The sequence below is a fragment of the Nocardia kruczakiae NBRC 101016 genome (assembly GCF_001612965.1).
Lineage (GTDB): Bacteria > Actinomycetota > Actinomycetes > Mycobacteriales > Mycobacteriaceae > Nocardia > Nocardia kruczakiae.
Genome location: NZ_BDBL01000007.1, coordinates 75,555 through 93,005 on the forward strand (window position 1 = coordinate 75,555; position 17,451 = coordinate 93,005).

General features: G+C 69.5%; 20 protein-coding genes. 15 read left to right on the forward strand and 5 right to left on the reverse strand.

The window, feature by feature from the left end; genetic code table 11:
• Position 1: 1 nt before the first annotated feature.
• The 5 genes from NK1_RS07420 to NK1_RS07440 all read left to right on the forward strand — a co-directional run bounded on the left by NK1_RS07420 (position 2) and on the right by NK1_RS07440 (position 5,803).
• A complete protein-coding gene (locus NK1_RS07420; protein WP_063007812.1) occupies positions 2–478 on the forward strand; it encodes a MarR family winged helix-turn-helix transcriptional regulator in 477 nt (158 codons plus the stop codon).
• Positions 479–579: 101 nt separating this feature from the next.
• On the forward strand, positions 580–1,446 hold the full coding sequence (locus NK1_RS07425; RefSeq protein ID WP_063007813.1) for an arylamine N-acetyltransferase family protein: 867 nt from the start codon (positions 580–582) through the stop codon (positions 1,444–1,446).
• An 84-nt stretch (positions 1,447–1,530) separates the two neighbouring features.
• Complete coding sequence (locus NK1_RS07430; protein ID WP_063007914.1) at positions 1,531–3,297, forward strand: penicillin-binding transpeptidase domain-containing protein; 1,767 nt, start codon at positions 1,531–1,533, stop codon at positions 3,295–3,297.
• Between the two features lie 233 nt (positions 3,298–3,530).
• Positions 3,531–5,096 carry a serine/threonine-protein kinase gene (locus NK1_RS07435; RefSeq protein ID WP_063007814.1) on the forward strand — a complete coding sequence of 522 codons (1,566 nt, stop codon included), beginning with the start codon at positions 3,531–3,533 and terminating at the stop codon, positions 5,094–5,096.
• Positions 5,097–5,197: 101 nt separating this feature from the next.
• Positions 5,198–5,803: a maleylpyruvate isomerase family mycothiol-dependent enzyme gene (locus NK1_RS07440; RefSeq protein ID WP_245660384.1), complete on the forward strand. Its 606-nt coding sequence runs from the start codon at positions 5,198–5,200 to the stop codon at positions 5,801–5,803.
• 7 nt (positions 5,804–5,810) lie between these two features.
• Here the strand turns inward: NK1_RS07440 and NK1_RS07445 are convergent, their stop codons facing one another.
• A complete protein-coding gene (locus tag NK1_RS07445) occupies positions 5,811–6,662 on the reverse strand; it encodes a helix-turn-helix transcriptional regulator (protein WP_063007816.1) in 852 nt (283 codons plus the stop codon).
• A gap of 143 nt (positions 6,663–6,805) precedes the next feature.
• Here NK1_RS07445 and NK1_RS07450 point away from each other — a divergent pair, with 143 nt between their 5' ends.
• The 6 genes from NK1_RS07450 (at position 6,806) to hisH (ending at position 12,043) form a co-directional block, all read left to right on the forward strand.
• Complete coding sequence (locus tag NK1_RS07450) at positions 6,806–7,840, forward strand: aldo/keto reductase (protein ID WP_063007817.1); 1,035 nt, start codon at positions 6,806–6,808, stop codon at positions 7,838–7,840.
• A gap of 29 nt (positions 7,841–7,869) precedes the next feature.
• Positions 7,870–8,157 carry a putative quinol monooxygenase gene (locus tag NK1_RS07455; RefSeq protein ID WP_063007915.1) on the forward strand — a complete coding sequence of 96 codons (288 nt, stop codon included), beginning with the start codon at positions 7,870–7,872 and terminating at the stop codon, positions 8,155–8,157.
• A 163-nt stretch (positions 8,158–8,320) separates the two neighbouring features.
• Positions 8,321–9,658, forward strand: coding sequence for a histidinol dehydrogenase (gene hisD, locus NK1_RS07460; RefSeq protein ID WP_063007818.1), 1,338 nt, complete (start codon positions 8,321–8,323; stop codon positions 9,656–9,658).
• Positions 9,655–10,788, forward strand: a complete 1,134-nt coding sequence (locus tag NK1_RS07465) for a histidinol-phosphate transaminase (protein ID WP_063007819.1) — start codon at positions 9,655–9,657, stop codon at positions 10,786–10,788. The genes hisD and NK1_RS07465 overlap by 4 nt, the downstream gene beginning before the upstream one ends.
• Entirely contained in the window at positions 10,785–11,417 is a 633-nt protein-coding gene (hisB, locus tag NK1_RS07470) for an imidazoleglycerol-phosphate dehydratase HisB (protein ID WP_063007820.1), read from the forward strand. The genes NK1_RS07465 and hisB overlap by 4 nt, the downstream gene beginning before the upstream one ends.
• Entirely contained in the window at positions 11,414–12,043 is a 630-nt protein-coding gene (gene hisH / locus NK1_RS07475) for an imidazole glycerol phosphate synthase subunit HisH (RefSeq protein ID WP_036500510.1), read from the forward strand. The genes hisB and hisH overlap by 4 nt, the downstream gene beginning before the upstream one ends.
• Positions 12,044–12,045: 2 nt before the next feature.
• Here the strand turns inward: hisH and NK1_RS07480 are convergent, their stop codons facing one another.
• On the reverse strand, positions 12,046–12,522 hold the full coding sequence (locus NK1_RS07480) for a hypothetical protein (protein ID WP_063007821.1): 477 nt from the start codon (positions 12,520–12,522) through the stop codon (positions 12,046–12,048).
• A 231-nt stretch (positions 12,523–12,753) separates the two neighbouring features.
• On the opposite strand from NK1_RS07480, the gene priA reads away from it, so the two are divergent.
• From priA to hisI, 4 genes are all read left to right on the forward strand, one after another.
• Positions 12,754–13,485, forward strand: a complete 732-nt coding sequence (priA, locus tag NK1_RS07485) for a bifunctional 1-(5-phosphoribosyl)-5-((5-phosphoribosylamino)methylideneamino)imidazole-4-carboxamide isomerase/phosphoribosylanthranilate isomerase PriA (protein ID WP_030514642.1) — start codon at positions 12,754–12,756, stop codon at positions 13,483–13,485.
• Between the two features lies 1 nt (position 13,486).
• Positions 13,487–14,329, forward strand: a complete 843-nt coding sequence (locus NK1_RS07490) for an inositol monophosphatase family protein (RefSeq protein ID WP_063007822.1) — start codon at positions 13,487–13,489, stop codon at positions 14,327–14,329.
• The gene (hisF, locus tag NK1_RS07495) at positions 14,326–15,099 is read left to right on the forward strand and encodes an imidazole glycerol phosphate synthase subunit HisF (protein ID WP_063007823.1); all 774 of its coding nucleotides are present in this window, start codon (positions 14,326–14,328) and stop codon (positions 15,097–15,099) included. The genes NK1_RS07490 and hisF overlap by 4 nt, the downstream gene beginning before the upstream one ends.
• 61 nt (positions 15,100–15,160) lie before the next feature.
• A complete protein-coding gene (hisI, locus tag NK1_RS07500) occupies positions 15,161–15,508 on the forward strand; it encodes a phosphoribosyl-AMP cyclohydrolase (protein WP_036500517.1) in 348 nt (115 codons plus the stop codon).
• 4 nt (positions 15,509–15,512) lie between these two features.
• On the opposite strand, the gene NK1_RS07505 is transcribed toward hisI, so the two are convergent.
• From NK1_RS07505 to NK1_RS07515, 3 genes are all read right to left on the reverse strand, one after another.
• Complete coding sequence (locus NK1_RS07505; RefSeq protein WP_245660385.1) at positions 15,513–16,109, reverse strand: MarR family winged helix-turn-helix transcriptional regulator; 597 nt, start codon at positions 16,107–16,109, stop codon at positions 15,513–15,515.
• A 78-nt stretch (positions 16,110–16,187) separates the two neighbouring features.
• Positions 16,188–16,784, reverse strand: a complete 597-nt coding sequence (locus NK1_RS07510) for a hypothetical protein (protein WP_063007824.1) — start codon at positions 16,782–16,784, stop codon at positions 16,188–16,190.
• A gap of 130 nt (positions 16,785–16,914) precedes the next feature.
• On the reverse strand, positions 16,915–17,391 hold the full coding sequence (locus NK1_RS07515) for a peroxiredoxin (RefSeq protein ID WP_063007917.1): 477 nt from the start codon (positions 17,389–17,391) through the stop codon (positions 16,915–16,917).
• Positions 17,392–17,451: the final 60 nt, after the last annotated feature.

Consider the following 17,451-nt stretch of genomic DNA (forward strand, 5'->3'; position numbering starts at 1 on the left):
CATGGAATGTAGTTCGGGACCGGATACCGTGGATCTGCCGACGCTGTTCGCCGATCTCGTCCGCTGCGAGACGCGGCTGTACAACGCCGTCAACGACCGGCTCCGGGAACGGCACGGCATCGTCGCGTCCCAGTTCGAAGCGCTGCGTTTCCTGCGCGATCATCCGGAGGCTCGGGTGGCCGATCTCGCGGCGGAATTCGCGGCCGGCATCGGGGCGATCAGCAAGGGCGTCGACCGGCTGGTGGCCCGGGGATGGGTCGTGCGCAGACCGCATCCGTCGGATCGCCGCTCGTCGGTGCTGGCTCTGACCGAGGACGGTGCCCGGCTCGTGACCGCGGCCGAAGAGAGCTTCGCGGAGCGGCTCACCGAGCTGTTCGGCACCATCGCCCCCGATGCGTCCCTGCCGGTCGTGGCGCGCACGCTCGCGCGGCTGCGCGGTGAACTCGAACGGGGCCGGATCGGCATGCCGGCGGGGTGATTGCCGCGGGGCGAACGCGGCCGGTCGCAGTGGTGGGAAGGATGCGGGACACGCGGTCGTTGATCATGGGGGCGAACGACGGTGACAAGACAGGAGAAGTCATGACGGAAAATCCGGCCCCGGTCTCGAACTGGGACGGCGCGGCACTGGATCTGCCGGCGTATCTCGCCCGCATCGGCTTCACCGGAGAGCCGGCGCCGACCCTCGACACCCTGCGCGCGCTGCAGTACGCGCACACCACCACCATCCCGTTCGAGAACATCGAGCCGGTGCTGAAACGACCGGTGCTGCTGGACCTTCCGTCGTTGCAGGACAAGCTCGTCCGATCCCGGCGCGGCGGCTACTGCTACGAGAACGTGGGTTTGTTCGCCGCCGCACTGGAGCGGATCGGCTTCGGCGTCACCGGATTACACGGACGGGTGAGTATGGGCGCGCGCGGTGAGATCCGCCCGGCGACGCACGCGTTGCTGCGTGTGACCACCGCCGACGACGAGCGGGTGTGGCTGTGCGATGTCGGTTTCGGGTCCGGGCCGCTCGCCCCGCTCGAACTGAATCCCGATGCGGGGGAGGTGCGCGCCGGTGACTGGCGATTCCGGCTGGAACGCACACGCGGCGAACTCGATTCGGAGCTGTGGGTGCTGCACCACTTCGCCCGCGACGGCTGGATCGATCGCTACAGCTTCACCCTGAACCCGCAGTACCGCATCGACTACGCGGTCGGCAATCACTTCGTCTCCACATTTCCGCGTTCACCGTTCGTGACCCGGCCGTATGTGCAGCGGTTCCGGCCGGACCGGCACGACATCGTCGACAACACCACCTGGATCACCGAATATCCGGACGGCACCGCGCACAGCCGCGACCTGCCGCCGGCCGATCTGCCGAAGATCCTGGCGGCCGAATTCGATATCGAACTCGCCGACGCGGATGCGGCGAAACTGGCGGCAGGGGTCTGGCTGCCACGCTGACGAGCGGCGGTGCGGCTGACCGGCGGCCCGCGCGCGACGGCCGATTACCCCGCCGCGGCGGCTCGCGGCGGTAGTGTCGGCCGCGTGCGCACCGGATCGAAGTTGTTCGCCCTGCTCGCCGCCCCGATTCTCGCTGCTGCCGCGTGTTCCGGAGACAGTTCCGCCGATCGGCTCGACCGCAGTGTGCACACCTTCGCCGATGCGTTGAGTCACGGCGATCCCGCCGCCGCGGCCGCCGTCACCAGCGATCCGGCACAGGCGACGACCATCCTCGGCGCCCTCTTCGACAGCCTCGGCAAGAAGGTCCGCGTCGACGTGCGTTCCGTACACCGGTCCGACCAGCACGCGACATTCGACCTGGCCACCACGTGGACCTTCGGCGCGGCCGGGAATCAGTGGACCTACACCACCGCCGGGACGGCCGACGAATCCGGGGACGACTGGAAGGTCCGGTGGAATCCAGCCACCGTGGCGCCCGGCCTCGAGACCGGGCCGCTGTCCTACGACACCGTGGCCCCGCAGCCGGCCGCGCGCGTGCTCGACCGCGACGGCGCGGAATTGATGACGCAGCAGGTCGTCACCCTGGTCCAGCCGGCGCCCGGCGCCGACCCGAATGCCGTTGCGGCCGTGCTCGGTCCGATCGATCCGAGCATCTCCGCGGCGAGCCTGCGCCAGGACATGGACAAGGCCCAGGGCAAACCCGTCACCGCGATCGCGCTGCGAGCAGGCGATCTCGCCCCCGTGCAGGATCGGCTCGCCGCGCTGCCGAATGTGACGCTGGCGCCGCAGACCCGGCTGCTCACCGTCGACAAGGCGCTGACCTCCCCGGCCCTGTCCGGGGTGAGCGACCTGTGGCAGCACAGCACCGATGCCGCGGCCGGCTGGGCGGTGCGCGCGCAGGGCGCCGACGGCGCCCATACGGTGGGCGGACAGGATCCGAAACCCGTCGCCGACATCAGGACCACGCTCGACACCGGGATGTTGCGGCGTGCCGAGGCCGCGCTCGCGCCGATCCCCACTCCGGCCGCGATGGTGGTGCTGCGACCGTCCACCGGCGATGTCCTCGCCGTAGGGCAGAACGCGCCCGCCGACGCGCAGGGCCCGATCGCGCTCACCGGACTGTATCCACCGGGTTCGACCTTCAAGACCGTCACCGTGTCGGCCGCGTTGCAGGCCGGGCAGGTCACCGCCGACACCATGGTCGCCTGCCCCGGCACGGAGAACATCGAGGGCCGGCAGATTCCCAACGACAACCACTTCGATCTCGGCACCGTGCCACTGCACGCCGCGTTCGCGCGATCCTGCAACACCACGATGGGACGGCTCGCGGTGAACCTCCCGCCCGACGGGCTGACCCGTGCGGCCGCACAGCTCGGCCTCGGTGTGGATTTCACCGCCCCCGGCATGACCACGGTGACCGGAAAGGTGCCCACCGCAGACACTTCCGCGCTGCGGGTCGAGGAGGGGATCGGCCAGGGCCGGGTGACCGCGTCGCCGTTCGGCATGGCGTTGGTCGCGGCGACCGTCGCCCGCGGTTCGGTGCCGGCGCCCACCATCGTGGCGGGATCCCCCGGAAAGGCCGACCGAACCCCGGATCCCGTGCCCGCGTCGGTGCTGGATCAGGTGAAATCCATGATGCGCGAGACCATTACGAACGGCACGGCCACCAGTCTCGCCGACATTCCGGGCATGCTCGGCAAGACCGGCACGGCCGAATACATCGACGACACCCACGCGCACGGCTGGTTCGTCGGCATCGACGGTGACCTGGCACTGGCGGTCTTCGTCGGCGATGCCGGGAGCTCGACGCCGGCGGTCGAGGCGGCCGGACGTTTCCTGCGGAATCAGTAGTAGCGCACCGCGCAATCGAGTGAAGTTCGTCACATATACTCTCGCTGTATAGCGAACTGATCTCGACCGCATCGCATGGTGGTCACACATATTCCGCGCAGATCTCGCTCCGGCGTCAAAGCAGCCCGTCACGCCCGCTACACTCGTCCGGGAACACGCGCGGGACATGACCCCGCGCGCGGTAAGTCACGGATCGCGGAGAAACTCGGAGTAGTGCCATCGAAACCGGCCAAGTGATCGCAGGGCATTACCGCCTGGTCGAGCGGATTGGTAGCGGCGGCACAGGCGTCGTCTGGCGTGCCGTCGACGAACGACTCGAACGGTCGGTCGCGATCAAGCAGATCCTCACCCAGCCCAGTCTGCCGCCGGGTGAGAAAGAGATCGTGCGTCAGCGCGCGTCTCGGGAGGCCCGCAACGCGGCACGCTTCCAGCACCCCAACGCGATCGTGGTCTTCGACATCACCGACCACGAGGGCGATCCCTGCCTGATCATGGAGTATCTGCCGTCGCAGAGCCTGGCCGTGGTGCTGTCCTCGCAGGGGACGCTGCCGCTGCCGCAGGTGGCGCGCATCGGTGAGCAGATCGCCTCGGCGCTGGTGGCCGCCCATCGCGCCGGCATCGTGCACCGAGACATCAAGCCCGGCAACGTATTGCTCGGCGACAACGGCACCGTGAAGATCACCGACTTCGGTATCTCCAAGGCCAAGGGCGACGTCACCCTCACCGCCACCGGCCTGATCTCCGGCACCGCCGCCTATCTGGCCCCCGAGGTCGCCCGCGGGGCGGAACCCAGCCCGGCCGCCGACGTCTTCGCCCTGGGCGCAACGCTTTTCCATGCCCTCGAGGGTGAGCCGCCCTACGGCACCAACCCGAATCCCCTGGCGCTGCTGTACGCCGCGGCCAACGGTCAGCTGAGTCAGCCGCGCAACGCCGGCCCGCTCACCGATCTGCTGCTGGATCTGCTCAGCTTCGAGCCGGAGGACCGGCCGAACATGACCGACATACGTGATCAGCTGGCCGATTTCGCAGATCAGGCCGCCGATGCCGAATCGACCCGGATGCTGGCGACCCACCGCGGGGGCGCGCGCCGCCAGGCCACGCGCACCCTGGATCGCCGTGCAGCACAGGCGGATATCTCCACCGCGGAGATGATGGCCACCGCGGCGGTACTGTCCGAACCGGAGATGCAGCCGGTGCGGCCCGCCGCGGCCGCCGCGCATCCCACCCGCTCCAATCCGGTGCCCGCCGCCGCGCCGGCACCCGCCCGCAATGCGAAACCGTGGGTGTTCGCCGGTGGTTTCGCCGCCGGTCTGGTGATCGTCGCCGCGGCGCTGTATCTGATGTTCGGCGGCGCGAAGACGGAATCGCCCGGTTCGCAGGCGAATTCGCCGGCCGCGACCGCCACCGCGCAGGCGGGTACCTCGACGCAGAGCGTCGCGGCCGTGGGACAGACCAAGAGCGCCGGTAAGACGGACGTCGGTTCGGCGGCCGGTGTCATCCAGAACTTCTACGACGCCCTCGTCGACCAGAACACCGGCACCGCATGGAATCTGCTCACTCCAGCGGCCCAGCAGGTGTACGGCAGCCAGCAGGCGTTCGCGACCTACTGGAAGCAGAACCAGATCACCGCGTACAACACCATCGAGGGCGCACGCGGGGGCGGCAGTAGCGCCAATTCCGATGGCTCGGTGGATATGTCGGTCGCCAGCATCACCTACGGTGGCCAGAACAAGTCGATCGAACTGCGCGTCGTGGTGGGCAGCAGCGGACGTCTGCTCATCGACAGCGATACGCACTGATTCGCGCACGGTAGCGGCGCACGGTTTCCGCCCCGCGATGGATGTGACAATCCGTCCCGGGTATGTGTCGTGGCCGGGTGCCGCGCCGGTACTCTCGCCCTGTGCACACCGCGGAGCTGCTGGCCGACGAACGGGCGGAACTGATTGCGCTGCTGCGTGATCTGAGTGACGACGAGTGGGAGGCGCCGTCGCTGTGCGCGGGATGGCGGGTGCGGGATGTGGTGAGCCACCTGCTCTACGATGAGATCACCCCGCTCGGTTATGCCCGGTTCGCGCTGCGCCGCCGGATGAACACCGATCGCATCAACGGCGACCTCGTCGACCGCACCCGGGAGCTGACCACCGCCCGGCTGCTGGACCGCTTCGAGCAGTGTGGCCGGCGCATCACCCGCCTGCTGCCGAGAATCGGGCTTGCCGACATCCTGATCCATCAGCAGGACATTCGACGACCTCTCGGCCGGCCCCGCACCATTCCGGCGGCCCGGGTGATCGCGGTCCTCGAACACCCCGATCCCTTCGCCACACCCGGCAGGTACACGCGCGGACTGCGTTTCGTCGCCACCGATATGGAGTGGTCCTCGGGGATCGGACCGGAGGTACGCGGCCCGGGGGAGGCACTCGCGCTGGCCGTGGTGGGCCGCCCGGTCGTGCTGGACGAGCTCACCGGTGACGGGGTGGCGACCCTGCGGCAGCGTCACGGGTTTTGAAACGCCCTCAGTGCGAAGCGGATTCGGTGTCGGCGGCCCAGTCGGTGAGCAGTCGCAGGGCAGTCGCACTCGGCGAATCCGCGTCCACCGTATGGGCGACCAACGCCTGGTCCGGATCGTCGGGCAGGCGCAGCGTCTCGAAGCCGAGGTCGAGCCGTCCGACCACCGGATGCCGGTAGACGTAGCGGCCGTGGGTCTTGTCCTTCAGTGCGTGGCGCGCCCACAGCCGCTCGAAATCCGGATCACGCCGCCGCAATTCGTCGATCAGCGCCGCGATGCGGTCGTCGCCGGGATTGCGGGCCGCGTCCAGCCGGAGATAGGCGACGACGTCGGCGGCCTTGCCGGGCCAGTCCTCGTACAGCTCGCGCATCCCCTCGTCGAAGAACACCAGCCGCGCCAGATTGCGCTGCTCCGGCGGCAATGCGCCGAAATCGGTGATCAGCGCGGCGGCCGTGCGGTTCCAGGCCAGCACGTCGGTCCCGCGGCCGACGATGTAGGCGGGCACGTCGGCGGTGTCGAGCAGTCGGCGCAACCCGGGGCGGACCTCTTGCGCGGCAACGGGTTCGGTACCCGACCACGGTCGTGCCAGCCGGTACAGGTGGTCGCGTTCGAGCGGGTCGAGTCGTAACGCCCGCGCCACCGCGTCCAGCACCGATTCCGAAAAGTGCAGGGTGCGGCCCTGTTCCAGGCGCACGTAGTGATCCACGCTCACTCCGGCCAGCAGCGCCAGTTCCTCGCGGCGCAGTCCCGGCACCCGGCGGCGGGTGCCGTGCTCGACCAGACCCGCCTCCTCCGGACGCAGGCGGGCGCGGCGCGAGCGCAGGAATTCCCCGAGTTCGGCGCGTCGATCCAGGCTCATGCGGCCAGTATCGCGCGTCCGGCGCCGCCGAGCCTGGTCACGGCATGCCCAGGCTCGGCACGCACTGGTAGCCGGCGCCGCCGCCGACGACTCTCGGAAAGCGGCGCCGCCACCGGGGCGGCGCGAGCGAAGGAGACACATCGATGAGCACCACCCGCCGCTTCGGCAGCACCGGAATGGACATCACCCGCTTGGGCTTGGGCACCTGGGTGATCTCCGGCCCCGGCTGGCAGTACTCGTGGGGCAGCACCGACGACACCGATTCGGTCGCCGCGATCCGGCACGCCGTCGGAGCCGGACTCAACTGGATCGACACCGCGGCCGCCTACGGGCTCGGTCATGCCGAGGAACTCGTCGGCCGCGCCCTGGCCGGCATTCCGGATCGGGATCGGCCGTACATCTTCACGAAGGCCGGTCTGATCTGGGAAGACGGCGACGATCCGAACGGCCCGCCGCTGCGGGTGATGCGACCGGAGTCGGTCCGCCGCGAACTCGAGAATTCGCTGCGCCGCCTCGGCACCGACCACATCGACCTGTATCAGGTGCACTGGCCCGATACCGGCGCCCGCTTCGTCTACGGCGCCGAGGGTGAGCCGACCCCCGACGCGACACCGCTCGAGGAGTACTGGCAGGTGATGGCGGACCTGCGCAAGGAGGGCAAGGTGCGTGCCGTCGGCCTGTCCAATCACGATGTGCGGCAACTGGATATCGCCGAATCCATCGCACACGTCGATGCGATCCAGCCGCCGTTCTCGGCACTCAACCGCGCCGCGGCACCGGAGATCGCGTGGGCGGCCGCGCACGACACCGGTGTGATCGCCTATTCGCCGCTGCAGTCGGGCCTGCTCACCGGGGCGTTCACCGCCGATCGCGTGCTCGCCGCCGACGACTGGCGCCGCGGCTACGCCGAGTTCACCACCGACCTGCCGGTCAATCTCGCCTTCGTCGATGCCCTGCGCCCGATCGCCGCCCGGCACGGTGTCGGGGTGGCGGAGGTGGCGCTGGCCTGGGTGACGGGCTGGCCCGGCATCACCGGGGCGATCGTCGGCGCCCGCACCCCGGCGCAGATCGACGGATGGGCCGGCGCTCGCGAACTGGTGCTCACCGCCGCCGACCAGGCCGAGATCACCGCCGCACTGGTCGCCACCGGGGCCGGTACCGGTCCGGTCCGCCCGTGAATCCGTCCGAACCATCGAAGGAGAACACCGTGGTCCTGCACGTCGTCGCCGAACTGCACGCCCGCGCCGGCCGGGAGGATCGGCTGCGCACCGCCTTGGAGGCGATGATCGAACCGTCGCTCGCCGAACCAGGATGCCTGGACTACCGGCCCTACGCCGACCCCAACGATCCGGCCCGGATGGTGGTGGTGGAACGCTGGCACGGTCCCGACGCTCTCGAGACCCATTTCGCGACCCCGCACTTCCGCCATATCGCCGAGGTTCTGGACCGGATCCTGGCCGAGCCGATGACGCTGTATCGCCTGGTGCCGGAATGAGCCGTCGCGGCCCGAGCCGGACGCGGGAGCGTGGCGCCGCGTCCGGCTCGGGCGGCGGATATGGACTGGCGCCGACCCGATAGGCTGGTAGGCGGTCCGGAGCATTCGCTTCGATGTGATGACCAGCACAGACCGGCCGGACAGACAAGGATTTCACACCGCTATGACTAGCCGCATCGAGCTCGCCCGCGTGGATCTGCGCGGACGTACGCCCTCCGCTGCCGAACTGCGCGCGGCGCTGCCGCGCGGGGGAGTGGATGTGGACTCGGTGCTGCATCATGTGCGGCCGGTGGTGGAGGCGATCCGTGATCGCGGGGTCGAGGCCGCGCAGGAGTTCAGCGCGAAGTTCGACGGCGTCACCCCGGCGAGCGTGCGCGTCCCGGCCGCCGAACTCGACAAGGCCCTCGCCGAGCTGGCGCCCGCCGTGCGGGCGGCGCTCGAGGTGGCCATCGAACGCACCCGCAAGGTGCACGCCGATCAGCGCCGCACCGACACCACCACCGAGGTCGTGCCCGGCGGCACCGTCACCGAACGCTGGGTGCCGGTCGAGCGGGTCGGGCTCTACGTGCCCGGCGGCAATGCCGTCTACCCGTCCAGTGTCGTCATGAACGTCGTCCCCGCGCAGGCCGCGGGCGTGGAGTCGCTGGTGGTGGCCTCACCGCCGCAGGCCCGGTTCGGCGGACTGCCGCATCCGACGATCCTCGCCGCGGCGAGACTGCTCGGCGTCGAGGAGGTGTGGGCGGTGGGCGGCGCCCAGGCGGTCGCCCTGCTGTCCTACGGCGGCATCGACACCGACGGCGCGCAGCTCGCCCCCGTCGACATGATCACCGGTCCGGGCAACATCTACGTCACCGCCGCCAAGCGGCTGTGCCGCGGCCTGGTCGGCATCGACGCCGAGGCCGGTCCCACCGAGATCGCGATCCTCGCCGACGCCACCGCCGATCCGGCACATGTGGCCGCCGACCTGATCTCGCAGGCCGAACACGATGTGCTCGCCGCGAGTGTGCTGGTCACCGACAGTGTGGCGCTGGCCGACGCGGTCGACGCCGCGGTCACGACCCAGCTCGAGGTGGTCAAGCACCGGGAGCGGGTGTCGGAGGCGTTGTCCGGCAAGCAGTCCGGCGTCGTGCTCGTCGACGATATCGAGCAGGGGCTGCGGGTGGTCAACGCCTACGCCGCCGAACACCTCGAGATCCAGACCGCCGACGCGGCCGCGGTCGCCGGGCGGGTCCGCAGCGCGGGTGCGGTGTTCGTCGGCGCGTGGTCGCCGGTGAGCCTCGGCGACTACTGCGCCGGATCGAATCACGTCCTGCCCACCGCCGGGTGCGCCCGCCACTCCTCGGGGCTGAGCGTGCAGACGTTCCTGCGCGGCATCCACGTCGTCGAATACAGCGAAGCCGCGCTGAAAGACGTTGCCGGCCACGTCGTTTCCCTGGCCAACGCCGAGGATCTGCCGGCCCACGGCCAGGCCGTGCAGGTGCGGTTCGAGGCCCTGTCATGACCGCGACCGCCGATATCCCGGGCGCCGCGGCGACCCTCGACGACCTGCCGCTGCGCGAGAACCTGCGCGGTAAGAGCCCCTACGGCGCACCGCAATTGGCGGTGCCGGTGCAGCTGAACACCAACGAGAATCCGCATCCGCCGAGCCGGGCGCTGATCGACGACGTGGCCGAATCCATTCGCACCGCGGCCGCCGACCTGCACCGCTATCCCGACCGGGACGCGGTGGCGCTGCGCACCGACCTGGCCGCGTACCTGACTCGCCAGACCGGCGTCACCGTGCACACCGCGAACGTGTGGGCGGCCAACGGATCCAACGAGATCCTGCAGCAGCTGCTGCAGGCGTTCGGCGGGCCCGGCCGCAGCGCCCTCGGCTTCGTGCCCTCGTATTCGATGCACCCGATCATCTCCGAGGGCATCGACACCGAATGGATCGAGGCCAAGCGCAACAGCGACTTCTCCCTCGACATCGACTACGCGGCCGCGGTGATCGCCGACCGCCGCCCCGATGTGGTGTTCGTGACCAGCCCGAACAATCCGACCGGGCATTCGATCGCCCTCGCCGATCTGGAACGTCTGCTCGAGGCGGCGCCGGGCATCGTGGTGGTCGACGAGGCGTACGGCGAGTTCTCCGCCGCACCCAGCGCACTCGGGCTCATCGACCGGTATCCGGCGAAGCTGGTGGTCAGCCGCACCATGAGCAAGGCCTTCGCCTTCGCCGGCGGGCGGCTCGGCTATCTGGTCGCCGCGCCCGCGGTGATCGAGGCGATGCTGCTGGTGCGGCTGCCCTACCACCTGTCGGTGGTCACCCAGGCCGCCGCTCGCGCCGCGCTGCGTCACGCCGACGAAACCCTCGCCAGTGTCGCCGAACTCGCCGCACAGCGGGACCGAGTGGCGAAGGCGTTGCGAGAGATGGGGTTCGAGGTGGTCACCTCGGACGCGAACTTCCTGTTGTTCGGCTACTTCGCCGACGCCCCGCGCACCTGGCAGCGTTATCTGGACGAGGGCGTGCTGATCCGCGACGTCGGCATTCCCGGATATCTGCGCACCACCATCGGTTTGGCCGCGGAGAACGACGAATTCCTGCGGGTGAGCGAGAAATTGGTGGCCACCGAGGTGATCTCCCGATGAGCACGGAAGCGAGTATGAATCGAACCGCCCGGGTGGAACGCACCACCCGCGAATCCAGCATCGTGGTCGAGTTGAACCTCGACGGCGCCGGCCGGACCGACATCTCCACCGGCGTCCCGTTCTACGACCACATGCTCACCGCCTTCGGCCAGCACGGCAGCTTCGATCTGACCGTGCAGGCCAAGGGCGATATCGAGATCGAGGCGCATCACACCGTCGAGGACACCGCCATCGTGATCGGGCAGGCGCTCGGCGAGGCATTGGGTGACAAGAAGGGCATCCGCCGCTTCGGCGACTGCTACATCCCGATGGACGAAACCCTCGCCCACGCCGTCGTCGACGTGTCGGGGCGGCCGTACTGCGTCCACGACGGCGAGCCGGAGCGGCTGCTGCACACCGTGATCCCCAGCGCCGGTCCCGGTGCGTCGTATTCCACGGTGCTGAATCGGCACGTCTTCGAATCGATCGCCCTCAACGCCCGGATCGCACTGCATGTGCGGGTGCTGTACGGCCGCGACCAGCACCACATCACCGAGGCCGAATTCAAGGCCGTCGCACGGGCTCTGCGCGCCGCCGTCGAACCGGACCCCCGGGTCACCGGTGTGCCGTCCACGAAGGGAACGCTGTGAAATCGGTTGTGCTGCTGGACTACGGCTCCGGCAATCTGCATTCCGCGGCGCGCGCGCTGGCTCGCACCGGCGCGGAGGTGACCGTCACCGCCGATCCGAAAGCAGCGCTCGACGCCGATGGTCTGGTCGTACCCGGCGTCGGCGCGTTCGCCGCGTGTATGGCCGGTTTGACGCAGGTGCGCGGCGAGCGGATCATCGGCACCCGCCTCGCCGGGGGCCGGCCGGTGCTGGGCATCTGCGTGGGGATGCAGATCATGTTCGAGCGTGGGGTCGAATTCGGGGTCGAGTCCGAGGGCTGCGGCCAGTGGCCGGGCACGGTGGAACGGCTTCCGGCGCAGGTACTTCCACATATGGGCTGGAACACCGTGCAGGCTCCTGCCGACAGCGTGCTGTTCGCCGGGATGGATCCCGAGACGCGCTTCTACTTCGTGCATTCCTACGCGGCGCAGAAGTGGGAATGGGACGACAACGGCACCATCGCCCCGGCGAAGCTGATCTGGGCCGAACACGGCGGGCCGTTCCTCGCCGCGGTGGAGAACGGGCCGCTGTGCGCCACCCAGTTCCACCCGGAGAAGTCCGGCGACGCCGGTGCGCAGCTGCTGCGCAACTGGGTCGGCTCGCTGTAGGACTACGTCTGCGGGGCCAGCGTGTCGACCCGGCCCGCGAGCCAGCGACCGTCGACGTTGTCGAGGAACACCCGCAGCTGGGACCGTTCGGGCCGGGGCAGGCCGAGCGTGGCGTCGCTGCGTTCGGACCGGTCCACGGTCACCACGACCTGCGAATGTTCGGGATCGGCCACGTCGGTGCGGCATTCCACCGAGTTGGCCTCGGAGCGGACGTGCACCGAGGTCGCGTGGGCGCGCCGATCGGGCGCCGACGCGGCGAACTGGTCGTGGAACTCGCCGGTGGACAACTCCAGGACCCGTCGGTCGTAGTCGTCGTAACCGGCCCAGTCGTAGGTGGTGAACTGGCGCCCGAAATCACAGGCGGCCAATTGAATCGGGTCGGCGGGAGTTGCCGTCGCCGTGGCGGGTACGAGCATCGCGGCGCCGGCCGCCCCGCACGACAACGCGAACATGATGGGCCGCAACGTGATCCGCGACATGGGTGAAGGTCCTCTTCGTCGACAACGATGGCAGTACGTGCCCCCGACCCAGGGTACGTACGCGGAAGCCGCCGGTCTGGACCTCCTGCGCACAGTGACACACGCAGACTTCGGATTGCCCGGTGTTGTCCAGCTCAAACGTGTGATGCTCGTCCCCGCAGGCAGTGACCGGCGTCCCATATGCGCCATCCCGGCACCGCGACGCCAACCGGTAGCCAGTAGGCTGCACACGTGAGTCTTGTGCTGCTACCCGCCGTCGATGTCGCCAATGGTGAGGCCGTGCGCCTGGTTCAGGGGGAGGCCGGCAGCGAAACCAGCTACGGTGCCCCCCGCGATGCCGCGCTGGCCTGGCAGGAGGCGGGTGCCGAATGGGTGCATCTGGTCGACCTGGACGCGGCCTTCGGACGCGGCTCCAACCGCGAACTGCTCGCCGAGGTCGTCGGTGAGCTGGATGTGAAGGTCGAGCTGTCCGGCGGCATCCGCGACGACGACTCGCTGAAGGCCGCGATGGCCACCGGCTGCGCCCGGGTCAACCTGGGTACCGCGGCACTCGAGGATCCGCAGTGGTGCGCCCGCGCCATCGCCGAATACGGCGACCGGGTCGCCGTCGGCCTCGACGTGCGGATCATCGACGGCGACTACCGGTTGCGGGGCCGTGGCTGGGTGAGCGACGGCGGCGACCTGTGGGAGGTGCTCGAGCGCCTGGAACGCGACGGCTGCGCCCGCTACGTGGTCACCGACGTGAGCAAGGACGGCACCCTGCAGGGCCCCAACCTCGACATTCTGCGGCAGGTGTGCGCGGCCACCGAGGCGCCGGTGATCGCCTCCGGCGGCGTCTCCACCCTCGACGATCTGCGCGCCATCTCCGGGCTGGTGTCCGACGGGGTGGAAGGCGCGATCGTCGGAAAAGCCTTGTACGCCGGGCGTTTCACGCTGCCCGAGGCGCTGGACGCGGTTCGCTGACGTGACCGCCGCCGTCTCCGACCCGGCCGCGCTGCTCGCGACGGCGAGCGAGATATTGGACGGTGCGACACCGCGTTTCGTCGAAGGGCTGGGGGCGCCGAGCGCGGTCCAGAAGGGCCGCGGCGACTTCGCCACCGCACTGGACTTGGAACTCGAGCGCACGCTGTCGCAGCAGCTGGCCGAGCGCACCGGAATTCCGGTGCACGGCGAGGAATTCGGCGGTCCGGAACTGAGCTCGGGCACCGCGTGGGTGCTCGACCCCATCGACGGCACCTTCAACTACTCCGCGGGCCATCCGCTGTCGGCGATGCTGCTGGCACTGGTGGCCGACGGACAGCCCATTCTCGGCCTGACCTGGCTGCCGCTGCTGGACCGCCGCTACGCCGCGGCGGCCGGTGGCCCGCTGCTGCTCAACGGAAAACCGTTGCCGCCCTTGGAACACGGCCGACTCGCCGAGTCGATGATCGGCTTCGGCGCGTTCAACATCGACGCCCACGGCCGGATCCCGGGCCGGTTCCGCTTCGACCTGCTGGGTGCGCTGAGCCGGTTGTCGAGCCGGGTGCGCATGCACGGATCCACCGGTATCGATCTGGCCTACACCGCCTCCGGGGTGCTGGGCGGCGCGGTCGTCTTCGGCCACCATCCGTGGGACAACGCGGCCGGAGTGGCGCTGGTACGCGCCGCGGGCGGTGTGGTGACCGATCTGCGCGGGGAAGAATGGTCGATCACCTCGCGGTCGGTGCTGGCCGCCGCGCCCGGGGTGCACGAAGAACTCCTGGACATGATCGACAGCGCCGTCGACCGCGCCTCCGAGCGCAACGAGAATTCGGAAGGGACGCAATGACTCTGGCGGTACGCGTGATTCCGTGCCTGGACGTCGACGCCGGCCGGGTGGTCAAGGGCGTGAACTTCGAGAATCTGCGCGATGCGGGCGACCCGGTGGAACTGGCCGCCGCCTACGACGCCCAGGGTGCCGACGAGCTCACCTTCCTCGACGTCACGGCGTCGAGCGGCGATCGGGGCACCATGATCGACGTGGTGACCCGCACCGCCGAGCAGATCTTCATCCCGCTCACCGTGGGCGGCGGCGTGCGCACCGTCGAGGATGTGGACCGGCTGCTGCGCGCGGGCGCGGACAAGGTGTCGGTGAACACCGCGGCGATCGCGAATCCGGAGATCCTGCGCGAGATGTCGCAGCGTTTCGGCTCGCAGTGCATCGTGCTGTCGGTGGATGCGCGCCGCGTGCCCGACACCGGCTCGCCGACCCTGTCCGGGTGGGAGGTGACCACCCACGGCGGCAAACGCGGCACCGGCATCGACGCGGTCGAGTGGGCGGAGCGCGGCGCCGAACTGGGGGTCGGGGAGATCCTGCTCAACTCGATGGACGCCGACGGCACCAAGGGCGGTTTCGACCTGCCGATGATCAGCGCGGTGCGCGCCGCCGTCTCGGTGCCGATCATCGCCAGCGGCGGCGCCGGAGAGGTCGACCATTTCGCGCCCGCGGTGCGGACCGGTGCGGACGCGGTATTGGCCGCGAGCGTCTTCCACTTCGGTGACCTGACGATTCCGCAGGTCAAAGACGCGATGCGAACCGAGGGCATCACCGTCCGCTGAGGGCGAACGGCACCCTCGGCAGAGGGCGAACGGCACCGACAGGACAGGTATAACGATGGGTATGAGTTTGGATCCCGCCGTCGCCGCCCGGCTCAAGCGCAACGAGGCGGGCCTGGTCGCGGCGATCGCGCAGGAACGCGGCACCGGTGATGTGCTGATGATGGCGTGGATGGACGACGAGGCCCTGGCCCGCACCCTCGCCACCCGCAAGGCCACCTACTACTCGCGTTCGCGGCAGCAGTACTGGGTCAAGGGCGAGACGTCGGGGCATACGCAGTATGTGCACGAGGTGCGGTTGGACTGTGACGGCGATGCCGTGCTGCTGATCGTCGACCAGCAGGGCGCGGCCTGCCACACCGGCACCCACACCTGCTGGGACGGGGATCTGCTGCTCGCCGACGCGACCTGAACGGTCAGCCGGCGGCGCCGGCCGTGGCTTCGGCGGACGGGGGGTCGGGCAGTCCGTCGGCGCGGCCGATACCCCGGGACAGGCCCGCGTCGAGCTGCGCCACGAGTGCCTCTCCGAGGGCGAGCAGCTGGTCGACCTGCTCATCGTCCAATCCGTCGAAGACCAGCCCTCGCACGCCTTCCAGATAGGCGGGAGTGGCCTTCTGCACCCGTTCGAAACCCTCGTCGGTGAGCACCGCGTAGGCGCCGCGGCGGCCGCGCACCGCGTCGCGTCGCGCCCAGCCCAGCCGTTCCAGCTTCGTCACCACATGCGACAACCGTGATAGCGATGCGTTTGCCCTATTCGCCAGTTCGCTGAGTTGCAGGCGATGTCCGGGCTCTTCGGACAGCAGGGCCATCAGAAAATACTCGAAATGCGTCATACCGGCTTCGCGTTGCAGCTGGGTGTCCATCGCCGCGGGTAATCGCGTGGTCAGCGCGACCAGAGTCCGCCACGCTCGCCGTTCGGTGGGATTGAGCCATTCCGTCACTTCGCGCCCTCTCTTGCAGCCCAGTGACGTAAAACGCAGTTCACCGTCACTCGCGACCAACAAGTTTGCCACGACTTCGCTCGACGGTCAGCCCGGTTGCCGGTGACGTGACAGCTATCACGCCGCGGCGCGATCGCGACGCTGTCGGGTTCACTCCTTGATATCGCCTGGTGGCCGCGTGGCGTTAGCGGTATCGGGTGCGGTGACCACGCCGGCTTCGGAGCGGCGGGCCGACCGTGCCCGCCACTGTTTGCGTAGCAGTAGCACGAGCAGGATCACGGAGATCGCCGCTGCCACGATGGCGCCGACCAGCGAGGCGCCGCGGAATCCGGGCGCATCGACGTCGAGGACGCGTTCCCCGGCGTGTGCGGCGCTGTTGCCGCCCAGCACGATGGTCAGTGTCATCAGATTGGGCAGCGCCACGATCAACGCCAGCACCGCCGCGGCGCCGGCGGCGAACTTGCCGGCTCGGGTGCGCCACACCCGGACCGCGCCCAGCAGGAGCAGCAGGGGGATCAGCGTGCACAGGAACCCGACCGCCAGGCCCGACCAGATGCCCTGGGCGAAGCTGCCGTGCCCGGACATGCCGGCGATCCGCTGCGCCCACCAGCGCGGAATGAAGGCCGACAGCACGAAATAGGCGACGACCAGCACGATGATGACCGCGAGCAGGCCGAGGGCTCGATTCCGCCACACGGTGGCTCGGGGTTTGGTCCCGGAGTTCGTGAGGGAGCTCGTCGATGTCATGAATCCAGCGTATGCGCGGGGCCCGCGCATACGCCGGGAAAATCGGGACGTGTCACGTCGGCCATGCGCTCTCACCGGGGAAAGAGCGGGAGCGCATCCGGGGTGAACCGGGGTGTGTCCAGCGGTCGATTCAGGCCCGGTGCTCGCGCAGGGCGGCCAGCGCGGCGTCGGCGTGGACGTTGGCGCGCAGTTCGCCCGAGATCACCGCGAGGACGGTGCGGTCGGTGTCGATCACGAAGGTCTGCCGCTTCACCGGCAGGAAGTTGCCGAGCAGCCCGCCGATCGCCCCGGAACGTTTGACGCCGAACCGTTCCGCCACCGCGCCGTCGCGATCCGACAGCAGCGGATAGCCGAGGGTCTGCGACTGGGCGAAACCGGCCTGGGTGTCGACCGAATCGGTGCTGATTCCCGCGCAACTGGCGCCCAGGGCCGCGAATTCGCTTGTCAGATCACGAAAGTGGCAGGCCTCCGCAGTGCACACCGGGGTGTTGGCGGCGGGGAAGAAGAACAGCGTCAGCGGTCCGTCGGCCAGCAACGAATCGAGCGACCGGACGGTGCCGGTCTGATCGGGAAGTTCGAACCCGGGTGCGCGCTGGCCTTTTTTCACAATCGCGAGGGTACCGGTCGGCACCCTCACCCGGTACCCGGCGCGGATCGTGTGGGGGTC